Here is a 23,017-nt window from a genome sequence, read left to right as displayed (position 1 = left end):
TCTTGTGCACAACCGTTTTTTTAATTCAGCTGATTTAACGCGAAAGGATGAGGCGTTATGGCAACGATTTATGATTTTAAGGAAACTGAAATGAGTGGCCAGACCATTGATTTCAAAGACTATCAGGGTAAAGTATTATTAGTCGTCAATACCGCTAGTAAGTGTGGATTGGCGCCGCAACTAGAGGGAATTGAAGCTCTGTACAAGCGATATCACGACCAAGGGCTTGAGGTGCTCGGCCTGCCTTCCAATCAATTTCACCAGGAGTTAGATTCGGATGAAGCTACTAGTGACTTTTGCCAATTACATTATGGGGTAACCTTTCCGATGACCAAAAAGATTGCGGTCAACGGCGATGATGAAGACCCACTGTTCACCTATCTCAAGGAAACTGCGGGCCACGGACGTATCAAATGGAATTTCACCAAGTTTCTGATTGGGCGCGATGGCCAGTTGATCGACCGTTACGCCCCGGTTACTAAGCCGGAGAAGGTTGAGCCGGATATCGTTAAGGCTTTGGCTGAAAAGTCAGTTGCCCCTGAATAAATTCAGGGGATTGTCGCTCACATGTCTTGCAACACAGTAGTTCAACATACTATATTTAAAAAGGGCTTAAATTCTGGCATTCATCCCACGATTGAAATCGTGGGTTTTCTGCATTAACTTTAATAAATTTTGATGACGAAAAAGAGATTATCCAGTGACGGCTATGGCCAGTCAGGGTAATCTCTTTTGCACTTAATTATTTAGTTACTAATGACAGATACCACATGTCTTCACCTAGTGTGTAATCAAAGCGCCAACGCCAATCGCCACAATCATATAGACGACAGCGACCAATGCCGTCAGCCAGGTGCTTTTACTCCAAAATTTTTCTTCCATGGTAAATTCCTCCTAAGCGACAGTGGTTGCTGGTGTGGACGTCAGTTTCGACGTATTCAGCAGCAGAGAACTGGCAACGACCGACAGGGAACTGAGGGCCATCCCCAGTCCGGCAATCTCTGGACTCAACGAAAGGCCAAGGGCGAAGAATACGCCAGCAGCTACTGGAATGCCCAGTGTGTTGTAGACGAATGCCCAGAACAGGTTCAACTTGATTCGGCCAAACGTCTTCTTGCTGAGTTCTAGCGCACGGACGACATCTTGCAGATCGTTCTTGACCAAGACGATACCACCGGATTCAATGGCAATATCGGTGCCGGAACCCATGGCAATGCCAACGTCGGCGGTTGTTAAGGCTGGTGCGTCGTTGATCCCATCACCAACAAAGGCCACTGGACCGTCTTCCTGCAGGCGTTTTACATTATCGGCCTTGTCACCGGGTAACACGTCCGCAATCACATCGTCAATGCCGACTTCGGTGGCGACCGCCTGAGCGACTCGCTGATTATCACCGGTCAGCATGACGGTCCGTAAGCCGCGCTTCTTTAAGGCAGCGATGGCACTAGCAGAACTGGCTTTCGGTGCGTCTTGAATCGCAATTAGCCCAATGAGCTTACCAGCTAAGCCAACGACAACGACCGTCTTGGCCTCGCCTTGGAGCTTAGCCATTTCTCTGCTGAGTTCTGGCGTCAACGTGTAATCGGCGACTAATTTGTCATTACCGATGAGGGCGGCTTGACCGTTGACCGTGGCCTGAACGCCCTTACCTTCGATGGCTTTGAAATTAGTTGCGGCAGTGACGGGTCGTCCATCAGCCTTGGCTTTGTCCAGAATAGCTGCAGCGAGAGGATGTTCCGACGATGCCTCCAGGCTGGCAGCAACGTCGAGGACAGTGGTCGTGTCGCCCACGATGTCCGTCACTTGTGGATGGCCGGCGGTAATGGTTCCAGTTTTGTCGAAAACGACCGTCTTAACGCGGTTAGCAGCCTCAAGAACCTCACCATTTTTAATTAAGATACCCATTTTTGCGCTCCGTCCAGTACCGACCATTAAGGCCGTTGGGGTTGCAATACCGAGGGCACAAGGACAGGCGATGATGACAACGGAAACGGCGAAGAGCATGGCGCTGACCACGCTGGCACCAAGGAAAACGTACCAGACCGTGAACGTTAAAATGGCAATGATCAGCACAGCTGGGACGAAGATATCCGCAACCTTGTCGACCGTCTTTTGAATGGGGGCGTGACTAGTTTGTGCCTTCTTGACCATCTCAACGATCTGCGACAACAGGGTATCACTGCCGACTTTGTTGGCCCGAAACAGGAAAGTTCCTGTGCTGTTCATGGTCGCGCCGATAACGTGATCGCCAACCTTCTTGGTGACAGGCATGCTTTCACCGGTGACCATGGATTCGTCGATGGTCGAGGTGCCTTCGGTGATGACACCATCCACGGCAACCTTTTGACCGGGCTTTACGCGAACAATGTCACCAACAACGACTTCGGCCAGCGGAACCTTGACTAACTGACCATTACGCATAACTTCGGCGTCCTGCGCCTGCAGGTCGATCAGCTTACTAACGGCGCCCGAGGCCGAGTGCTTCATTTTTTCTTCGAAGTATTGGCCGAGCAAGATGAAGGTGACCACGAAGGCAGCACTTTCGTAGAAGACGACCTTACCCGTCAGCATTGCGTAGAAACTGTAGAGGTAGGCCGTGGCCGTTCCGACAGCGACCAACGTGTCCATGTTGGCGTGGTGGTGACGAAAGGCTGCCCAGGCGCTCTGGATGAAGGGGCGAGCAGAAACACCCATGACGGCGGTCGTCAGGAGAAACATGGTCCAAGCGCCACCGGGAAGCATGAAGCCAAAGGGAGTTGCCAGCATCTCCACGAGCATGGGGAGCGATACGATTAGTGAGAAGACGAAGCGGTTCTTAATGCTCATGAGTGAATGACCACCTTTCCGTGGAACATGTCCATGCCACAGCTGAAGTCAAATTCACCAGACTGGCTAGTATCGATAGTCACGGTCCGTGGTGTATTGAGTGGTAGGTCTTCGCTGAAATTGAGCGCTTGGGAGTGGACCTGATCCAGACAACCAGCGTCATTGATACGGTTAAAGGTCAGTTCGGCAGGAATGCCTTGTGTTAAAACAATTGTAGCGGGTGAGTAGCCGCCATCAACGGTAATAGTTGCAGTTTGCTTGTTTGTCATAATGAAGACCTCCGTTATTTGATAATGACCTTGCCATGAAACATGTTCATACCACACGCGTAATCGAACTCGCCGGCCTTGCTAGTATCAATATCGACGCGTTCATCTTGATCCTTAGGAAGAAATTGATTGATTCCAAAGTCAGGAAAGACGACTTGTTCCAGACAACTCGATGGATCTTTCCGGTTAAAGGTGATGTGGGCGGGAACGCCGCGTTTCAATACAACCGTGCTGGGGGAGTAACCACCGCTGACTTCAACGGCTACGTCTTGGGTATCATTCGTCACGGCGGCATCGACGGCTTGGGTTGTGTGTTTACCGAAGAACCACCAGGAGATGAAGCCGATCAGAGCGGCGGCAACAATGAGGACGATTAATTTGATCATGGGAAATCCCTGCTTTCTTTGTTTACATTTGTAATCTATAAAAGTAGCTTACCGCCATCGATTACATTTGTCAACATAAAATGTTTGTTGAATTTAGTTGTTGGGAGAAAATTATGTGTCGATCGGACGGTATTGTGGCTGGAGGCGTTCCTCACAGCAAATGGAATCTCTGACAGCTGGCGTGCGACTATTTCAACTAGGTCAGTGGTGACAGCGCCCACTGTCGCAAGAATAATTTGGCTTTCAAACACTAGCTGAGGGCTAAAAAAGAGCCACGACAGGTTTTGTCATGGCTCCAAAGTCGCTAGTTACTTGTTGAGATTCTTCACGATCTTAGGGTTGTACATCATTTTTTGGATGTGCGTAGTAATCTTGGCCATTCGGGGGAAGCCACTGAAGCCATTTTGGCCGTGGCCGTGGGTCATGATGACCAGTACATAACGTTGGCCATTGGGGAGGGTGACGATGGCGGCATCGTTGTTGGTGTCCCCGAGAAAGCCAACCTTGTCAGCAACGACCGTGCCCTTTTTGGCGGTGGCGGCACCAGCCGGAATCCCGGTCCGGTAGATCTGTTTATTCATGAGTGAGAGTAACCACTGTTGGTCGTGGGCGTGGTTAAATGGCGCCTGTTGCAATGCTAATTTCTTCAAGAGTAACGTCAGACTATAGGCCGTGGTGACGGACGCTTGGTTGGCAACAAAGGTCGGTGCATACCAGCCCTCACTGGCAATGAAGTCGTCGACGGTGGTTAAGCCATAAGCATCCAATACGCCTTCCGCAAAGTCATTTTCGCTATTCACGATCATGCGCTGGAAGCCATCCTTTTCGGTGAGCGTCCAATTGTAGTTGCCTAAATGATTCTGGTGGAATAAGTAGGCCGCGATGAATAGCTTGTAGGTACTAGCGGAGACCTCTGGCGTGTGGGCGTTGGCCGAAGTGGCGAGCTTGCCTTGCTTATAGAAGCGACGCGCTGTCTTGGATTTAGCCGCCGAGCTACCGGTGGTTGGCCCTAAGTTGTAGAAACTGACACTGGCAGTGTCATCAGCTGTAACCGATTTCAAGTACCGGTTCACCTTGTGTTTGAGCTGCTTTTGTTGAGATTTGATTTCGTGAGCAGTCGGGCCCTTAGTCTGTGCGACCGAGGTGGAATCAGCCTCTGTAGCGTTCTTCTGATGTGCCTGAACGCCGACGATGCTGGCAATACCGACTACTAAAATGACGAGTCCTAGCAAATAAGTGCGGTACTTATAGAGCTTTTGTAAAAATGATTGCGGTTCATTATGTCTCATCGGCTAACTCTCATTTCTTTAATTTATATGTCATGTGAACTAATTAATGGTTTTAATTATACGCTCAAAGTTTAGCGGCGTATACGAGAAATTCTTAAGTAAAACGCAAACATTTAAGAACGTCGTGTTACAAAAATTCAGTGGCATCTGGTTAGTAAGCGTGTGACCTCATTGTGCTTGGACTAAGCCATCAAAAAAGTGTTTCAATGAGGTTTTTCCCCCGGTCGTTCGGGTGCCCTCCAGATAGAGCATCTCGTTACGAACATTCTTATATTCATACAGGGTATTCGCGTATTCGACCACGATCTCGTCACCCATATCGTCCAAACACAAGTTGGCGAGGTTAGTGAGGCCAGTTTTAATGGCGCGGCGAATACGCTGGAACATGATTTTCTTCTCACGCTCGTCGATGTGATATTCCACGGCAAAGTCGATGTCGCGAAAGCTCAGATTTCGGTCGAGCATCATCTGACAAATGGAGAGAATATCAGCGGAACCAGCCTCGGAAGTGATCCCCAGAAACCGCAGAATGGAGAGAATCTTATCCTTTTGAACCCGATGGCGATCAACGGCTGGAGTGGTAACGTCGCCGCCTACGAGGGATTGAATGTGATTGAGCTTGGCTGCCATTTCGATGCTTTGGGTGACCTTTTCAATGACGGTCTTCACTTCAATGACGTTGATGGGTTTATCGATAAAGAATTCGATACCGGCTTGGTAGGCTTCTGCCCGCAGATCGCTGTCACGGACTTGAGAGATCATGATGAAACGCAGCGTAGGCTTGGCCGGTTTGAGCTTCTTAATGAGTTCAATGCCAGAAATCTCGGGCATCAGTAGGTCGGCCAACACAATGTCGATATCTAACAGCATCACCTCAGCCAGGGCCTGCTTGGCGTCGTGGGCGATGCCGACCACGGTATTGTTCGGATCCTTTTCCAATATCTGTCGTAGAATCATGGGGATGGATGGGTCGTCGTCAACGATGTAGAATTTCATGATTGCACCTCCTGAATGAGTCGTTGCTTGTTGAGCCGAACTTGAAAATTAGTCCCCTGGCCGAGCTTAGATTCGACGCTGATATCACCGTCAAATTGTTCTTGAACGATCAACCGGACGTGGGATAGGCCGATTCCCCGGTAAACATCACCAGTATTTTCGTTGAACTTTGTTGTGAAGCCGGGCGCAAAGATCATCGCCATGGTTTCCGCGGTCATCCCACTACCGTTGTCACCAACGTTGATTAGAATATCATCACCGGCATCGTTGACGGTTACGCGAATGATGCCACTGGGCTGGTCCAGCATGGCGTCCGCACTGTTAAAAATCAAATTGGAAAGAATAGAGACCACGTAGTAATGATTGGGAACGATGAGGTCGACTTGATTGTGGACCTCGATGAGCACGCTACGTTGCTTGACGTTCAAGCATTCGCGAATATAGCTGGTCGTGATTTTCAGAATTTCTGCGAGCTGCATGGGGACGTCTTGATCATCGTCGAAATAGTCGCCAAGGCCCCGAATCACGTTGAGATAGTTTTTCTTGATCTCGTGGACATCACGGGCAATGCCCAGGGCCATATCGCGGTCTTGTTCGTTGACATTAGCCTTTTCCAAGCGCTGATTGAGTTGGTAGGCATTTTTCATAATATTTTCAATTTCACTGATACTCTTGCGCATGAAGTAGACCTCACTTTTCACCGCCGAGGCGACCCAGATGAAGTGATAGTAACGTTCCTCGTGGTTCTCCTTGCGCATCATCAACGTGAAGTAGTGGTAGAGAAAGGCGAGTAGACAACTGACCAAACTACGGATCAGCGCGGTGATAAAGAGAATCTGAAATAATCGGTAGGTGTAGCCACTAAAGTTGGTGAGAATACTGACTTCGAGCAGGTTGGAAAGGTAGTCACATAGGAGAATTGCGAGGAAAAATGTGGTGTTACTGCGCTGCCCCCGGCGCCAGTAGAGCAGGTAATACAGGACGCCGTAACAGATATAAAAGGCGATGTCGGCTAGGACATAGAGGAGATTGGCATGCGGCGAAACGTCGTGACCGATGAAAAGTAGTACGCCACGAAAGAGTGGTGAGGCCACGGCGACGGCAAACAAAAGGTGCAAGGGATTCAAATCGGCGTTGAAATAAAGAAAAATGGGCAGTAAAAAGACCGACAGCGTCAAAATGAGGCCGGGAGTGTACGCAGAAATATTGACCTGTGAGGCAAGGGCAACGCACACGGCGGCAATTAAAATACGGCGGTAGCGTTCATGCACGATGAACCGAGATTGTTTAAACATGGAATGCTCCTAACTTTAAGTGGGGGTATTGGGGAAGAAACGGATGATGTCAGTCGCCTTACCAGGTGGTTTACATGAGATGTAACTGGCACTATTGGCGTCAAATCTAACAGTTGTCAGGATTATAAGTGACGCAACGCGCGGAATGGTCAGCCGTCAACCATAAAAGGATGACGTCCTTCAATGGGCTCAACGTCTAGTCATTGAAAAATTTAAGGTAGTCCGGGGGTGTTGTCGGCGTGCGACAATTTCCAGTAAACATAACAATTTTGAAATTATTTTACGACAGGTTTGAAGTAATTTGAAGTTCTGTGAAACCGCTTGCGTATACTGCCATTGTAAATAACAAAGGAGGAAATCACAATGTACAATTTACGTAACCGAAGTTTCTTAACCCTACTGGACTTTACCCCTAAGGAAATGGGTCACCTGCTACAACTGGCCGAGGACTTGAAGCGCGCCAAATATGCCGGGACCGAACAACAGAAATTGGTTGGTAAAAACATTGCTTTGATTTTTGAAAAGAATTCGACGCGGACGCGCTGTGCCTTCGAAGTGGGTGCTTACGACCAAGGCGCGCACGTCACATACTTAGGCCCAACTGGGACGCAAATGGGCAAAAAGGAATCTGCTAAAGACACGGCACGGGTGCTAGGTGGCATGTTTGACGGCATCGAATACCGTGGCTTCTCGCAACGGACTGTAGAAACACTAGCAAAGTATTCTGGCGTGCCGGTTTGGAACGGTCTGACCGACGAAGATCACCCGACTCAAGTACTGGCTGATTTCTTGACGGCTAAGGAAGTCCTGAAGAAAAATTACAGTGACATTCACTTTACTTATGTTGGCGATGGCCGGAACAACGTTGCCAACGCCCTGATGATTGGTGCGGCTATCATGGGGATGACCTACCACCTGGTATGCCCAAAGGAACTGAACCCGACACCAGAATTGTTGGCTAAGGTAAGAGCTATCGCGGCGAAGACCGGCGCAACTATCTTGGTCACCGATGACGTGGATAAGGGGGTCAAGGATTCGGATGTGCTCTACACCGACGTTTGGGTATCCATGGGTGAACCAGATGAAGTTTGGACGGAACGGATCAAGCTCCTGTCGCCCTACCGAATCACGGCGGAAATGATGGCCAAAACGGGCAACCCAAATGTGATTTTCGAACATTGTCTGCCTGCCTTCCACGACACTCAGACCAAGGTCGGTCAAGAAATCGCCGAAAAATTTGGCATTACCGAAATGGAAGTGACCGATGAAGTCTTCGAAAGTGACGCTTCAGTGGTCTTCCAGGAGGCCGAAAACCGCATGCACACAATCAAGGCCGTTATGGTCGCTACCTTAGGTGACTAGGAGGAAATCAACATGGCAAAAATCGTCGTCGCTCTCGGCGGTAACGCGTTAGGAAAATCCCCCGAAGAGCAATTAAATTTAGTGAAACATACAGCAACCTCGCTGATTGGCTTGGTTGCAGCGGGCCATAAGGTGGTTATTAGTCATGGAAATGGACCACAAGTCGGAGCCATCAATCTGGGAATGAACTTTGCGGCAGAACACGACCAAACGGCAGCCTTTCCGTTTCCCGAATGTGGTGCGATGAGTCAGGGCTACATTGGGTATCACCTGCAGCAGAGCCTGCACAATGAACTGCGTCACCGGGGTATCGACAAGGACGTCGCGTCGGTCGTGACTCAGGTCGAGGTCGACGAGACCGACCCAGCATTTCAGCACCCAACAAAACCGGTCGGCGCATTCTACAGTGAAGAGGATGCCCACCGCATTGAGATGGAAAAGGGCTATACCTTTGCTGAAGATGCCGGTCGGGGTTGGCGACAAGTGGTTCCATCACCACTTCCCAAGGCTATCGTGGAACTCAAGAGTATCAACGATTTAATTGAAAACGACAACCTGGTCATCGCTGGTGGCGGTGGTGGGGTGCCCGTCGTGACGACGGCTACCGGACTCAAAGGCGTTCCGGCCGTGATCGACAAGGACCGGTCGAGTTCGTTACTGGCAGCCAACATTGCGGCCGACCAACTGATCATTTTGACTGCGGTGGATGATGTGTACGTCAACTATGGCAAGCCAGATCAGAAGTCGCTGCGTAAGTTGTCCAGTCAGGATGCTAAACGGTACATCGACGAGGGGCAATTTGCTCCTGGTAGCATGTTACCCAAGATCGAAGCGTGTTTGGACTTCGTAGCCTCAGGCGCAGGCCGCACGGCATTGATCACGTCACTAGATCATTTGGACGACGCCTTAGCGGGCAATGTCGGAACGTTAATCACAGATTAAGCAAACTATAGAGCGTGGTCCAAAGGACGTTTTGGTAACGCCCAACTTGGACTGCGCTTCTTTTTAGCCATTATTTGAAAAGTAAGGGGTGGAAATTGTGGATACAACGACGCAACCAAAGAAAAAGTTCAAATTAAGAATGCCCGGGGCCTTCGTCATCCTATTTATCTTGACGATTGTTGCCGTCATTGCGACCTGGATCATTCCGGCCGGCTCGTATTCCAAGCTGGCTTACGATTCTGCAAAATCAGAATTGGTGATTACGAAGCCGTCTGGTAAAACGGAAGCGGTTCCGGCAACCCAGAAGCAACTCGATAAAATGGGAGTGAAGATTCAAATTGGGGAGTTCACTTCCGGGGGAATCACGCAAGCCGTTTCAATTCCCAATACTTATGAACGGTTGAAACAGCATCCGGCCGGTCCGGGTCAGATTACGAGTAGTATGGTCAGGGGGACGATTGAAGCCGTTGATATCATGGTGTTCATCTTCGTGCTCGGGGGCTTGATTGGGGTCGTCAAAGCCAGTGGGGCGTTTGAGTCCGGCTTGATGGCACTGACCAAGAAAACTAAGGGTCACGAGTTTATGTTGATCTTCATGGTAGCTGTCTTAATGGCTCTGGGAGGCACGCTCTGTGGGATTGAAGAAGAGGCGGTCGCTTTCTACCCGATTCTGGTACCGATATTTATTGCGATGGGGTATGACTCTATTGTCTGTGTCGGGGCGATCTTCCTGGCCAGTTCGGTGGGGACAGCATTTTCAACGATCAACCCCTTCTCTGTCGTGATTGCATCTAACGCAGCCGGCATTAACTTTACCGAGGGGATTAGCTGGCGGATCGGTGGGCTGATCGTTGCGACGATTTTCGTCCTGTTTTACCTGCACTGGTATAGTAAGAAAGTTAAAGAGACGCCCGCGTTCTCATATACCTATGAAGACCGGTCGTCCTTCAATAAAATGTGGTCCGTGGTATCTGATGAAGGCAGTGAACATGCCGACTTTACTTTTCGGAAGAAACTGATTCTGATTCTGTTCGTAGTGACCTTCCCAATCATGGTTTGGGGTGTGATGTCGCAGGGGTGGTGGTTCCCAACCATGGCCTCCTCATTCTTGCTATTTGCAATTATCATCATGTTCTTAACGGCCACTGGTAAATACGGAATTGGTGAAAAGGGAGTTGTTGATGCCTTTACCAATGGGTCTGCCAGCCTGGTCGGGGTCTCACTGATTATTGGGCTAGCCCGCGGAATCAACCTGGTGATGAATGAAGGCTTGATTTCTGACACGATTCTTCAGTTCTCTTCAACGTTGGTCCGAGGCGTAAGTGGACCCGTATTTATCCTGATTCAAATGCTGATCTTCTTCGTTCTCGGCTTCATTGTGCCATCATCATCCGGATTGGCTGTACTGGCGATGCCAATCTTCGCGCCGCTAGCCGATACGGTTAACATTCCGCGTTTCGCCGTGGTGACTGCCTACCAATTCGGACAATACGCGATGCTCTTCTTAGCGCCAACTGGTCTAGTGATGGCCACGTTACAGATGCTGGACATGAAGTATTCACATTGGTTTAAGTTCGTTTGGCCAGTCGTGGTCTTTGTCTTAGGTTTTGGTGGCGTGATCTTGGTACTGGAAGTGTTATTGAGCTAATTTGATTGCACGCTGTCGGCCTGTAAGGCGATGATTGGACTATCTCAGCCACAGTAACCATTAGTAGTGATTCAGAATTTCAGTCCTACATCGTATAGAAGAACACGTTTAGGCCAACTGATCGCCTGAACGTGTTCTTTGGCGTGCAAAAATGGGCATATAGCGGGATAAGTTAGCAAAAAGGTTGCCACGTACAAATATTTCACACAATATTAGTCAGGTTACTGACCTAGCCGGACGAAATCTGGTAGACTAAATTTATGACGTTGTGACACCGCTTCCATTTAGAGTGCATAACAAATTTAGGAGGATTTCACATGAAGTATCGGCATTTAGGAAAACAAGGATTACGCGTGAGTGAACTGGCATTGGGGAGCTGGATGACTGATGTGAGCGCGGGCAACAAGCAGGACTTGGCTGCCCAAAGTATCAAGTTAGCTTATGAAAATGGAATCAACTTCTTCGATTGTGCAGACGCCTATAGTGGTGGTGCGGCTGAGCGTTTCCTGGGTAAGACGTTGAAACAGTTTCCTCGCAAGGAATTGGTGATGTCCAGTAAGGTCTTCTTCCCAACTGGGGAGGGCGTGAACGATGGCGGCTTGTCACGTAAGCACATTACAGAATCATTGGATCAATCGTTGACCAACATGCAGACCGACTATCTCGACCTGTATTTCTGTCACCGCTTTGACCCGGAAACACCGCTGGCCGAAACGTTGACCACACTGAGTGGGTTGATCGATCAAGGAAAGATTCTCTACTACGGTGTTAGTGAGTGGCGGCCGGTCCAAATCTTAGAAGCGCAATTGATCATCCAGGAACGCGGCTTGCACCCAATGTCCGTAGTCCAACCCCAGTACAACATGTTCGATCGCTACATTGAACATGAATTGCTGGATGTTTGTGGCAAACTTGGTCTTGGGGTTGTGCCATTTTCACCGTTGTCACAAGGACTGTTGACTGGAAAGTACCGTAAAGGCCAAGCAATTCCGGCCGGGTCACGGGCAACCTATCAAGGACAAATCAAGGCATTGCTAACCGATGACAACTTGGATAAGGTCGAAGAATTGGTCAAGATGGCCGACAGCTTGGACACAGATCTATCGACGTTTGCCTTGGCTTGGGGCTTACGCGACCCCCGGATTTCTAGCTTGATTACTGGGGCCAGCAAACCGAAACAGTTGCAGAACAACCTAAAAGCCATCGACTTGGACATTCCAACAGAATATTTTGCCCGGATCGACAAGTTGTTCGGTTTTAAGAAGTTCTCTCGTCAAATTGGCTAAATATACAACTCCTGCATTAAAAAGCGTGTCGTTACAGACGCGCTTTTTTATCGCCTGATTAATGTGAAATTCGCAAATAAGCGTCATACCGGATATGTCCGGCCTCGCTTCCGGGTAGTGGGTGTGGTATACTAACGGTTCGTAAGAAATCCGGAATGTATAAAATTGTTAATTTTAAGACAACTTGAAACGACTATTTTTAGTCACAGTTCCAGGTAGCCTAAACCATCAAGGAGGAACCACGCGTGACACTCACGACCGCAACAAACTACTTACTCTTGACCGAAAGAATCGGGCAGAAACCGACTCTGCGGACCCGATTTACGGCCCAAGCCTACTTTGTCTTGGGCGCCTTACTCGATTTGATCGATCAACGAGTCCTGGTCGTGACGGGGGCCAATCTAGCCATTGCAGATGACGCGCAGTGGGAGAATCTACCGTCCTACTTGGCGGCCTTCAAGATGCGGCTACGTAATGATCTGATGCAGACGCCCCAACTGAAATCGATTCTAAAGCTAGTGACCAGTTGGGACATTGCCAATACCATTTACGATGGAATCGGTGCGGAGACGTTAGCCGCTGGAACCACGGCACGCGAGTTATTTCAAAACAACCTCACGCCGCATGTCATCTACGAGCCTAAGGATGCCAGTCGCGAGCAAGCAATTACGACCTTAAAACAGCAGTTGCAGTCCGGCCAAGTGACCCACACGACGTTGAACCTTTTGATCATTTTAGAGCAAGAAGACGCGCTGAAATGGTTGTTTGGTGAGGCCGACATGGCTGCGCTGGCAGGGCGATTACAACAAGTGACGGCCAATAGCGCTTATGCCCAGATGGTTAAGCAGCTGACCGCCGCTGCAAGCGAGATTATCGTGACCAAAAAGTTCTGGATGGATGGCTGGTTGAGTTAAATGTTAAGAAGACGAGGTCCTGCGGCGGTTCGTGAAGACGGATTGACACGGGGCCTTTTTACGTGGCACATTAAGGATGAAAGAAAACGTAAATTTTATAAATCGACTCCCGGATCGTTGTGCACCCAATTCATGGTCGACCAGAATCGACAGGAATTTTTTCAAAGCCGACAAGGAGTTATCTCGTTTGGCGAATGTTTAAATTCTGAGGACCCGTTAGCAACAAAATTTATAACTAGTGGATTGACTAGTCGTCACCAATGATATGGATGGTATTGACGATTGATCCCATTTTTTGCGAAAATAGTCAGGATAATTACCCTAAAATTGGTCAAATTCGGCAAAATATCAAGATATTTATCAATTCGGCCGTTCGAGCATTGTTTTGCGCCCGAAAATGCCCTATAGTTGAGTTGTGAAGACTTTATCAAAAGGGGATGTATGGCATGTCAATTACCATTTCGGCTTTGAAAGAAGCACCTGGCGAGAATCGGGTTGCTCTATCACCGGACGTTGTTCGCAAGCTGGTCAAAAGTGATTATCAAGTGCTGATCGAACAGGGGGCTGGTGAACGAGCCTTCTATCAAGATGCTGTCTACACGGATGCGGGGGCGAAAGTTGTCGATCGCGCCTCTGCTGTGAAGCAGGCGACCATTATCGCGACGGTTGACCAACCTGGCGACGACGTGGTTGATCAGTTACAAGCTGGCCAGACACTTTTAGGCTTATTATCACCATTAACGGATTTAGACTTCGTTAAGAAATTAGCGGCTAAAAAAGTTAATGCACTGGCATTTGAACTCTTGCCACGGACGGTTTCACGGGCGCAAACGATGGACGTTTTAAGTTCACAAGCCAGTGTAGCCGGTTACAAAGCAGCCCTGTTGGCGGCGGATCGATTCTCACGGTACCTACCGATGATGATCACTGCTGCCGGGACTGCTAAGCCAACCAAGGTCTTAGTCTTAGGGACCGGGGTTGCTGGTCTGCAAGCGATTGGGACTGCAAAACGATTAGGGGCAATGGTTTCCGGATACGATATTCGACCAGCATCACGGGGCGAAGTTGAATCCTTGGGGGCAACGTTCCTAACGACTTCTGTTTCGGCCACTGGTGAAGGCGGTTACGCGCGGGCATTGACTCCTGAAGAAACTGCACAACAACAGGCTGAATTAGCTGAATTTATTGCTCAGAGCGATGTGGTCATCACGACCGCACAAGTTCCTGGACGTCGGCCACCTTTACTGGTTACCCAGAAGTCGGTGGACGAAGCTAAGGCCGGAAAGCTCTTTATCGATTTAGCCGCCAGTGAGTTAGGCGGTAACGTTGCGGGGTCTAAGCCTAGCGAAACGGTGACGACGGCAAATGATGCCCAGATCGTTGGTGCTGGTGACATGGCCAGTCAACTGCCTGCTTCTGCTTCTGACATGTACGCCAAGAACGTTCAGTCAGTCATCACGGATATTACCAAGGATGGCGAACTGGTCTTTGACGTGGACGATGAAGTTGTTGGGGAGTTGCTCGCGACGTATCAAGGTGAAATTATTAGTAGTCGCGAACGTTCGGCGATGGATTTACCAGAACGTCACCCTGCTAGCGCGGAGGAGACGCCCGCCGATCAACCAGACGATAAAAAAGGAGTTGATCAAGCATGAGTGAAGAACTATTTACGAACTTAGCAATCTTTGTTTTGAGTCTATTAGTCGGATTTGAAGTTATGAGTAAAATTCCAGCAACCTTACAGACCCCAATGATGTCTGGGGCCAATGCGATTCACGGGGTCGTTGTCGTGGGGGCATTTGTCATCGCGGCCGAGGCTAATAGCTGGGTCTTCTATTGTTTAGCATTCTTTGGTGCCTTCTTTGCGGCCGTCAACGTTGCGGGTGGTTATACCGTTACCGACCGGATGTTAGGAATGTTTGACCGCAAACCAGCAGCCAAAAAGGAGGATGATCAGAAATGAGTGCCCTACAGACGATTTCTTCCTTAATTTATTTGGTATCCGCGGTCTGCTACGTTTTAGGTGTTCACATGATGCGTTCACCAAAGACCGCTCGGCACGGGAATGGCCTGTCAGCCGTTGGGATGTTCCTAGCCGTTATTACGATTATTGTCACGATTATTATTGAAGGTAAAATTGACGCCATTGGCTGGATTGTTTTACTCTTGGGCCTAGCGTTGGGGATCCTTTACGGGGTCGTCAAGGCGCGCAAGGTGCCAATGACCGACGTGCCACAACTGGTTAGTCTGTTCAACGCCGTTGGTGGTGGTGCTGCCGCCGTTATCGGGATCTTCGATTACTTACTTAAAGGTGACGGTGCTAGCTTAAGTATCGCGTTCTCCCTGCCAGTTCTGCTGGACGTTATTATTGGGGGAATCACCTTCTCCGGGTCATTGATTGCGACCGGGAAGCTTTCAGGTCACGTCTCCGGGAAACCAATTACGGTACCTGGGGCACGGATCTTAAACATCATTGTGGTCATTGCCATTTTAGCTTCAGCTTGGTTCATGATCGGTTACCCAACCAATATCTGGTACGTTATCTTAGCCTTGGCCATGAGTTTGGTCTTTGGGCTGTTGATGACGTTGCCAATTGGTGGGGCCGACATGCCCGTCGTGGTTTCTCTGTTAAATGCCTTCACTGGCTTAGCGGTAGCCTTTGCCGGGTTCGTTATCAATAACCAAGTCCTGATCATTGCCGGTGCCTTAGTTGGGGCTGCCGGGACCATCTTGACCTTACAGATGGCCGATGCCATGAACCGGTCCGTGGCCAACATTTTGGCTGGGGGCTTTGGGACTGGCGATAGTGACACGAGTAGTGCTGCCGATGCCGTTCCGGTTGATGTCAAGGAAACCTCTGCCGACGATATTGGGTTACAGTTAGCTTACGCTCAAAACGTTATGATCGTTCCTGGGTACGGCTTAGCTGCTGCCCAAGCACAACATGAAGTTGCCGAATTAGCCAAGGTTTTGACCGATAAAGGAATCAATGTGAACTATGCCATTCACCCAGTTGCTGGACGGATGCCTGGTCATATGAACGTGTTGTTGGCCGATGTCAACGTGCCTTATGAACAAATGAAGCAGTTGGACGATGCCAACCCAATGTTCGAAAGTACTGATGTTTCGCTGGTCATTGGGGCCAACGATGTTACCAACCCGTTAGCTCGGGAAAGTGGTAACGAAATTTCTGGGATGCCAATTCTGGATGTCGACAAGTCGAAGTCCGTTGTGGTCATCAAGCGTTCCATGAGTACAGGGTATGCCGGCGTGCAAAACCCATTGTTCTCCATGGACAACACGCAAATGTTCTTCTCCGATGCTAAGAAGGGGCTACAAGATATCGTGGCTTCTACTAAGCAATACTTGGAGTAATCGTCAGCTTGTCTGATTGCGTAATAGAATGTGTTAAGGCGTCACGTTAGTTACCAGTTATGGTTGCTGACGTGGCGCCTTTTTGCTGACGAAAATGAATCAGTTGGTTAAGGATGGTCGCACGCCGACGCTGGTTGTGCTGGATTATTCTGGACGTCGAGACCGTAGCAGCCACGTTAGACTTGGAATGGGGAGTGTGGCCATTTCGCACTAATTTAACGTTCGCTATTGCGAATCGGGTAACCGCATGTTATAGTGTAATAGTAAAATATAACACTAGGGAGGCAGGACAATATGAAGTTTGATGATAAGGTCCCGATTTACTATCAAATCAAGAATCACCTCTATCATGAAATGATGACCGGCACGCTGGAGCCAGGGGATAAGCTGCCGGCCGTTCGTCAATTGGCGGTGGATTTGACGGTTAACGTCAACACCGTTCAGCGGGCACTCGGGGAAATGATCACGGAGGGCACCATCGAGTCTCAACGGGGAAAGGGGAATTTCGTCACGATGGACAAAAATCGAATTACCCAATTAAAGGAGCAGTTGATTGTGGAGCAATTGGAGCGGGTCTACAACGAATTACATGCATTGAATTTGACGGATGAACAAATTATTTCGAGCCTGAAGACTTATATCGCAGGAAGGGGGCAGCAACATGACTAACGTTTTAGCGATTGAGAAGTTGACGTACAAGCACAATTTAAAAACGATTTTGAATGGTATCGACCTGACCCTGGAGACCGGGAAGATTGTTGGTCTGTTAGGGGAAAATGGTGCCGGAAAGACGACGCTGATGCGATTGATCACGGGGAGCGCAAAGGGGTCTGGGACGATTGCGGTGTGTGGTGATAGCGTGACGGCACACCACAAAAGCAATGTGAGCTTCACCGAACAACTGCGGGGATTCCGAGCAAACACGCGGATCGATCGCATTGCCGACTTTTATCGGACGGTTTATCCGGACTTTAGTGGGCAACGATATGAAGAGTTGGTGACCTTCCTGCAGATTGATACGAGCCTCAAGTTGGGTGCGTTGTCGAAGGGGATGAAGGAAAAGGTCGTTATTGCCTTGACCTTAGCGCGGCAGGCGCACTTGTACCTGCTAGACGAACCGTTTAGCGGGATCGACAGCATGAGTCGTAAGAAGATTATTAGCAGTATTATCAAATGGAAACCAGACGACGCGACGATGGTCATCAGCGATCACTACGTTTCAGAGATCGCACCGATTTTAGATGAGATCGTCATTGTCAAGGACCAAACGATTTACGCACACAAGCAGAGCGATGAGATTCGTGAGAAATTTGGGATTGGCATTGAAGCCTACTACGAAAGCTTGTACGAGGGGAGCGTTAACCATGACTAGTTTTGGGTCATTATTTAAGGTACTCGGTCGGAGCCGATTCCGACTGGTCAATAAGATTATTCTGGCAGAACTAGCGGTGATTGCCGTTACCCTGCTGTGGAGCTTGGCAACTAGGGGCATTGCCGATGGTGAACTGCTTGGGGTCACTGCGGCTTGGTCTGTACCCACAATCTGGATCGTCTTTATTATGCTCAGTATCGAAACTGAACGGGTCTATACGCGCGACACGTACCGGTTGATTCCAATTGGTGAAACGCAATTATATTTGAGTAACCTGATTACGACGTTCGTCATGTTTATCTACTTCGGCGTCATTCAAGTCGTCCTTTACTTGATTACGGCAACAGTAGAAAACACTTATTTTACGAAAATCTTGGCACAAATGACGGGTCCTGAATACACCACGCTTGAAGCAACTAAAGTTGTTTTCGGCGTCTTCGGCATGGCGCTGGCCATTTTCATCATGGGCTGGACAACCATCTCACTGGTCCATCTAGCGGTCAGTGCGACGAATAATTTCTTGCCAAATGTGAGTCGGCGGGCAGTGGACGTGGTCTTATACATCGTTGTCATCTACCTGGTGACGCGCGTGGCCATCTTCATGTTGAGTGAGTTCAACAATCTCGGCGGAATTCTGAGTGGCGGGCAACAAACTCAGCTCCTGATCAATATTGCTGGGGTGCTCGTGGTGGCCTTAGTTGAATCGGTCATCAATGTTTTCTTGTTGAAGAAGTGGGTTGAAACGATTCCGAACTAACGCGTAAAAGATAACTGGCAACTAGACCAAATCAGCACTGTAAAACCAATCTGGGTTTACAGTGCTTTTGCTTTACAGTGAAGATGTGGACCAAAAGAGAGCTGATTGTACTTAAATATGTCTAGTCATCGGGTGGAAATGGCTTGGAGCGGTACGACGTGCTTGAGCCCATAGCCGACGATCTTTTGGTCCACACGATTTTGTCGAAAAATGACTGAGTGGGTGAGCCATCTCAAGTTGACAAACGGTGAGGGTATCCATATGCTAAAAAGAGTGCTTTTGAGGGCGGAGGATAATCTACAAATTTTAGAAGGTTGTTTGGGGGCAGTTCCGCTCAAATTTTAGTACGAAATTACATATGAAGGTCGTTGGGCAAGTTATGCATAAGAATCGTTTTTCCTTCGCACTGATCATGGTCGGTGCGTTTCTCAGCGTCCTGAACCAGACATTGATGTCCACCGCTTTACCCGCAATTATGCGGGCGTTTCATATCACCACGGCGCAGGGACAGTGGCTCAACAACGGCTACTTATTGATCAATGCGCTCATGATTCCGACCACCGCGTATTTGATCAAACGGTACACGACCCGCCAATTATATTTTACGGCGTCGTTGATTTTTATCTTGGGCTCACTGATTGGTGCGACGGCACCGATCTATCCGGTCTTAATTGTTGGTCGGATGATTCAGGCGTTGGGAGCGGGTATCATTATTCCACTGGTCAACGTGGTTGTTATGACGTCGACCAAGCCCAGTGAACGGGGAGCGGCGATGGGCATTGTCGGATTGGCGCTGAATTTAGCCCCAGTACTGGGGCCAACGGTGGCCGGGGTTATTTTGGCCCATCTGAGTTGGTCCTATCTGTTCGGCTTAACGTTGCCGTTGATGGCGCTCGACGTGCTGTTAGCGCCTAAGTTCTTAGCAAATGTGGGCGACCTACATCGCCAGCCGTTGGACCGCACTGGGTTGTTCCTATCCGGACTGGGCTTAACGCTTGCGCTCTATAGTTTTTCAAATGTTGGTGAGACGGCATTTTTGTCGTTAAAGGGCATCGTTCCGCTAGCCCTGGGGATAATTCTGCTGGGATTGTTTGCCAAGAGTCAGTGGACAAAGACGGCGCCATTGTTGAATTTGCACGTGTTTCGTTACCGACAGTTCAATCTCCCACTGATCATTAACATGTTACTGATGGTCACAATGTACGGCAATTCCATTATTATTCCGGTGCTGGTCCAAAATGTGTTCCATCAAAGCGCACTGGTATCGGGACTAACGCTATTACCGGGGTCAATCTGCACGGCCATTATTTCGCCGTTGAGTGGTCGGTTTTACGACAAATATAATTTTCGACGAATGGTAATGGTCGGATTGACGATTGATATGAGTGGATCGTTATTGTTGAGTGCCACAGAGAGTCAGTCGTCAATGGCTTACGTAATTGCTGGGCAGACGATTCGCCAATTAGGATTAGTCCTAGTGTTGATTCCAATTCAGACACATGCCTGGTCAATGCTGCCGCTGCCGATGATTCCGGATGGCGTGGCAGTTTACAATACGTTGCGCCAGGTAGCAGCTTCGTTTGGGACAGCGCTATTGGTCGCTATCATTAGCCTGACGAGTACCAGTCACATTCACTGGTCAATGAATAGTCAGCTGGTGGGCATCAAGTTTAGCTACTTGTTGTCGACGGGGATGGTGTTTGTCTGCTGGCTATTGGCACGACAATTGAAAAAAGCAGAGTAAAAGAAAACGGGTTGATGGTGGTTTCCATCTGACCCGTTTTTTGTTGATTACCAAGGTTGAACGCCAAATTATGTACGCTATTTCTGTGACAGTAGAAGATTAGTACTGCGTTAAATTAAGGGGCAATGACCGCGCTCGGTTTGCCAGAAATTTCGCTTGCTGAGGGGATTGTCAACGGCAAATGGACGGGCTTTTGACTCAAATTAAGGTCAACCTCACTGCTTAGAAGAATAGATAGTAAACACCACTGACGCCGATGAAGAGGTAGACGAGATGCTGCACCATAACCATATTCATGCGGTTCAGCAGGTGGTTAGCGACAATTGTCCCACAGACGGCACCCACCATGCCGACGAGGATAATGGGGATGTCTTGAACAATCAGAATACCGGTGGTGACCCGCAGTGTGGTGATGTAGATGATATCAATCAGAAAAAAGGTTTGAATGCTGGCAATATATGCCGGCGTTGTTTTCGCCAGGGAAAGAAAATATAGCGCCATCAAGGGACCACCGATGCCAAATAGGCCGTTGAAAAATCCGGAAACAATCATGAAAATACCGGCGATGAGTAACGGGTATTGCCGATTATCGGCGTGCTTGAAGACCGAAAAAAAGAGGGCCAGGATCACGAGTAACCCGCCGAGCAGTGTTCGTAGAAGATGAACATCGAGGACATTACCGAGGTGAACGGACCAGGACGCGACACCAGCGTAGATGAGAAAGGGAATAATGATACGTTTGAGTCGAATTTCGTGGTGATAGCGAATCACCAGGGTGAGCACGCTGGCTGACATGATCAGTGCCGCTACACCAGCACTCTGGTCGATGGGAAGCAGTGACGGCAGGAAAATCATCATGATGATTGCGGCCCCAAATCCCGTGAGTCCTTGTACGAGGCCGGCGAGCATGCCGGGGATGATAATGAGTAACCAGGACATCTGGAGACCTCCTTTAAAATCTTTAAATTCAAGTCTGGACGTCCCAGTGAGAAAAGTCAACGGACCGGGATTGATGACCTTTTCATTATGTATTTGATAAGATATCATACAAAACACTTACATAAAGTTTGTCGGTCCTTTACATGAAATTGCTATTCTAAGACTATTCAGAAAGGGGAAATTATTAACTATGCGATTCCAGACAGTACTGGCAACACTCGGCTGCTCCTTAGTCTTAGCGACTGCGGTGACACCAGCCTACGCCGCTACCGCAACACCGACGGATGCACAACTGCAACCCGCTATCTCACAAAAGGTGAGCCGGCCAATTCATTTGAGTGGTCCCGAAAACATGCGCGACATGGGGGGCTACAAGACTAAGACCGGTCAACGGGTCAAGCTGGGTAAACTGCTTCGGAGTGACTCCTTAGAAAAGATGACAATTTCCGATCAGCTCCAATTGACGGCTAACTATCATTTGAGTGAAATCGTCGATTTACGGACGACGGAACAAATCTTGAAGAAACCGGATCCCGTGATGGATGGTGTGAAGTACATGCAAGCTTCCGTTCTGGGAACCAAGTCCAACTACGATAATGATGACGAAGGCATGTACTTCGACATGGCTACCAAGGGTGCTGCCCGCCGCAGTTACCGCAACCTGTTAGTCCAAATCTCCGAAAACAAAAAGGGTGCGTTATTATTCCATTGTTCCCACGGAATGGACCGGACGGGAACGTCGGCGGCCATCATTTATAGTATCTTAGGTGTAAGTAAGAAAGATGTTCAACGTGATTACTTACTGTCCAACACACAATTAAACGTGACGTGGGCTAAGCCAGCGTTACTGAACGCCTTCTACAAGCAGGTAAACAAGCAATATGGTTCCATGGATAACTATGTGAAGAAGGGCTTAAAGATTACGCCAGCACAAATCAAGGCAATCAAGGCCAACTTATTAACCAAAGCCGCTCACTAGTCAGAATAAAAAAAGCGACCAACTCACCTTTGCGAGTCGGTCGCTTTTGACTAGTTTAATAGTTATCCGGTATCCCGAGGGTGTGGACCTCGAGGTTGACGAAGAACCGGAAGAGAATTCCGGAGTAGTGACGAACGACCTTTTCAAGTTCTTTGCTTTGCATGTCACCGTTCCAGGTCATGACTTGGTAGGGTAAGCCTTGTTCTTCAATCCAGAAATCAGCCATTTTGAAGCCGTGATTTTCGAAGAACCGCCGCCGTTGGACACGTTGGGTGTAGTTGTCGGCCCGCGTGCTGAGATATTCGATGGTGACACTGAGCCGTTTCTGCGGGTAGGTGGCTTTTAGTTGCTCTAGTAGTTCGCCGCCATAACCCTGTGTTTGGCTGGCCGGTTCAATTGCCAGATAGAAAATGTAGATTGTGTCCTCATGAAAAATGAGGTAGGTGAACCCGACGAATTGATTGGCATCGTATAACGAGTAGAAGTGAACGATCGACGATTGCGCCTTGAATCGAAGAATGGAAAAAGGAACCTGTTCCGTTGTGGGCCAACTCTTCAAATATAAGCGGCGAACAGCAATCTGATCCTTGATTGACGTATGGTTGAATGGGGTTAAAGTAAGCGTAATCGTGACCTCC

General features: G+C 48.9%; 22 protein-coding genes. 14 read left to right on the top strand and 8 right to left on the bottom strand.

The genetic code is table 11. From position 1 onward, the window contains the following. Positions 1-57: 57 nt before the first annotated feature. On the top strand, positions 58-546 hold the full coding sequence (locus EKM89_RS01425; RefSeq protein WP_125685377.1) for a glutathione peroxidase: 489 nt from the start codon (positions 58-60) through the stop codon (positions 544-546). Positions 547-894: 348 nt separating this feature from the next. Here EKM89_RS01425 and EKM89_RS01420 read toward each other — a convergent pair whose 3' ends face one another. From EKM89_RS01420 to EKM89_RS01395, 6 genes are all read right to left on the bottom strand, one after another. After that, positions 895-2,826, bottom strand: coding sequence for a copper-translocating P-type ATPase (locus tag EKM89_RS01420; protein WP_125685376.1), 1,932 nt, complete (start codon positions 2,824-2,826; stop codon positions 895-897). Beyond that, positions 2,823-3,095 carry a cupredoxin domain-containing protein gene (locus EKM89_RS01415; RefSeq protein WP_125685375.1) on the bottom strand — a complete coding sequence of 91 codons (273 nt, stop codon included), beginning with the start codon at positions 3,093-3,095 and terminating at the stop codon, positions 2,823-2,825. Before EKM89_RS01415 ends, EKM89_RS01420 begins: the two co-directional genes overlap by 4 nt. A gap of 14 nt (positions 3,096-3,109) precedes the next feature. Then, positions 3,110-3,481: a cupredoxin domain-containing protein gene (locus EKM89_RS01410; protein ID WP_125685374.1), complete on the bottom strand. Its 372-nt coding sequence runs from the start codon at positions 3,479-3,481 to the stop codon at positions 3,110-3,112. Between the two features lie 308 nt (positions 3,482-3,789). Beyond that, a complete protein-coding gene (locus tag EKM89_RS01405) occupies positions 3,790-4,770 on the bottom strand; it encodes a serine hydrolase (protein ID WP_125685373.1) in 981 nt (326 codons plus the stop codon). 168 nt (positions 4,771-4,938) lie between these two features. Then, a complete protein-coding gene (locus EKM89_RS01400; protein WP_125685372.1) occupies positions 4,939-5,766 on the bottom strand; it encodes a DNA-binding domain-containing protein in 828 nt (275 codons plus the stop codon). After that, the gene (locus EKM89_RS01395) at positions 5,763-7,061 is read right to left on the bottom strand and encodes an ATP-binding protein (protein ID WP_125685371.1); all 1,299 of its coding nucleotides are present in this window, start codon (positions 7,059-7,061) and stop codon (positions 5,763-5,765) included. Before EKM89_RS01395 ends, EKM89_RS01400 begins: the two co-directional genes overlap by 4 nt. 363 nt (positions 7,062-7,424) lie before the next feature. Here EKM89_RS01395 and argF point away from each other — a divergent pair, with 363 nt between their 5' ends. The 12 genes from argF to EKM89_RS01335 all read left to right on the top strand — a co-directional run bounded on the left by argF (position 7,425) and on the right by EKM89_RS01335 (position 20,461). Then, on the top strand, positions 7,425-8,423 hold the full coding sequence (gene argF, locus EKM89_RS01390; protein ID WP_125685370.1) for an ornithine carbamoyltransferase: 999 nt from the start codon (positions 7,425-7,427) through the stop codon (positions 8,421-8,423). Positions 8,424-8,435: 12 nt separating this feature from the next. Further along, on the top strand, positions 8,436-9,365 hold the full coding sequence (arcC, locus tag EKM89_RS01385; protein WP_125685369.1) for a carbamate kinase: 930 nt from the start codon (positions 8,436-8,438) through the stop codon (positions 9,363-9,365). Between the two features lie 139 nt (positions 9,366-9,504). Beyond that, positions 9,505-11,013: a YfcC family protein gene (locus EKM89_RS01380; RefSeq protein WP_125685398.1), complete on the top strand. Its 1,509-nt coding sequence runs from the start codon at positions 9,505-9,507 to the stop codon at positions 11,011-11,013. Between the two features lie 317 nt (positions 11,014-11,330). Next, on the top strand, positions 11,331-12,299 hold the full coding sequence (locus tag EKM89_RS01375; protein ID WP_125685368.1) for an aldo/keto reductase family protein: 969 nt from the start codon (positions 11,331-11,333) through the stop codon (positions 12,297-12,299). A 245-nt stretch (positions 12,300-12,544) separates the two neighbouring features. Further along, complete coding sequence (locus EKM89_RS01370) at positions 12,545-13,213, top strand: hypothetical protein (RefSeq protein ID WP_125685367.1); 669 nt, start codon at positions 12,545-12,547, stop codon at positions 13,211-13,213. Between the two features lie 446 nt (positions 13,214-13,659). Further along, positions 13,660-14,868 carry an NAD(P) transhydrogenase subunit alpha gene (locus EKM89_RS01365; RefSeq protein ID WP_125685366.1) on the top strand — a complete coding sequence of 403 codons (1,209 nt, stop codon included), beginning with the start codon at positions 13,660-13,662 and terminating at the stop codon, positions 14,866-14,868. Then, positions 14,865-15,176 (top strand): NAD(P) transhydrogenase subunit alpha, encoded by a 312-nt coding sequence (locus EKM89_RS01360; RefSeq protein WP_048732835.1) that lies wholly within the window; start codon positions 14,865-14,867, stop codon positions 15,174-15,176. Before EKM89_RS01365 ends, EKM89_RS01360 begins: the two co-directional genes overlap by 4 nt. Beyond that, the gene (locus EKM89_RS01355; protein ID WP_125685365.1) at positions 15,173-16,588 is read left to right on the top strand and encodes an NAD(P)(+) transhydrogenase (Re/Si-specific) subunit beta; all 1,416 of its coding nucleotides are present in this window, start codon (positions 15,173-15,175) and stop codon (positions 16,586-16,588) included. Before EKM89_RS01360 ends, EKM89_RS01355 begins: the two co-directional genes overlap by 4 nt. Before the next feature lie 294 nt (positions 16,589-16,882). After that, positions 16,883-17,257 (top strand): GntR family transcriptional regulator, encoded by a 375-nt coding sequence (locus tag EKM89_RS01350; protein WP_125685364.1) that lies wholly within the window; start codon positions 16,883-16,885, stop codon positions 17,255-17,257. Next, positions 17,250-17,960 (top strand): ATP-binding cassette domain-containing protein, encoded by a 711-nt coding sequence (locus EKM89_RS01345; RefSeq protein ID WP_125685363.1) that lies wholly within the window; start codon positions 17,250-17,252, stop codon positions 17,958-17,960. The genes EKM89_RS01350 and EKM89_RS01345 overlap by 8 nt, the downstream gene beginning before the upstream one ends. Next, the gene (locus EKM89_RS01340) at positions 17,953-18,717 is read left to right on the top strand and encodes an ABC transporter permease (protein ID WP_125685362.1); all 765 of its coding nucleotides are present in this window, start codon (positions 17,953-17,955) and stop codon (positions 18,715-18,717) included. The genes EKM89_RS01345 and EKM89_RS01340 overlap by 8 nt, the downstream gene beginning before the upstream one ends. A 379-nt stretch (positions 18,718-19,096) precedes the next feature. Further along, positions 19,097-20,461 carry an MDR family MFS transporter gene (locus tag EKM89_RS01335; protein WP_164510468.1) on the top strand — a complete coding sequence of 455 codons (1,365 nt, stop codon included), beginning with the start codon at positions 19,097-19,099 and terminating at the stop codon, positions 20,459-20,461. Positions 20,462-20,683: 222 nt separating this feature from the next. On the opposite strand, the gene EKM89_RS01330 is transcribed toward EKM89_RS01335, so the two are convergent. Next, on the bottom strand, positions 20,684-21,400 hold the full coding sequence (locus EKM89_RS01330) for a sulfite exporter TauE/SafE family protein (protein ID WP_125685360.1): 717 nt from the start codon (positions 21,398-21,400) through the stop codon (positions 20,684-20,686). 190 nt (positions 21,401-21,590) lie between these two features. Between EKM89_RS01330 and EKM89_RS01325 the strand changes: the two genes are divergently transcribed. Next, positions 21,591-22,379 (top strand): tyrosine-protein phosphatase, encoded by a 789-nt coding sequence (locus EKM89_RS01325; RefSeq protein ID WP_125685359.1) that lies wholly within the window; start codon positions 21,591-21,593, stop codon positions 22,377-22,379. Between the two features lie 55 nt (positions 22,380-22,434). Here EKM89_RS01325 and EKM89_RS01320 read toward each other — a convergent pair whose 3' ends face one another. Next, positions 22,435-22,959, bottom strand: coding sequence for a GNAT family N-acetyltransferase (locus EKM89_RS01320; RefSeq protein WP_382333664.1), 525 nt, complete (start codon positions 22,957-22,959; stop codon positions 22,435-22,437). Positions 22,960-23,017: the final 58 nt, after the last annotated feature.

Source organism: Levilactobacillus fujinensis (assembly GCF_003946335.1).
Taxonomy (GTDB): domain Bacteria; phylum Bacillota; class Bacilli; order Lactobacillales; family Lactobacillaceae; genus Levilactobacillus; species Levilactobacillus fujinensis.
Note: the sequence above shows the minus strand (reverse complement) of the source record. Positions and strands in the feature narration are given on the sequence as shown.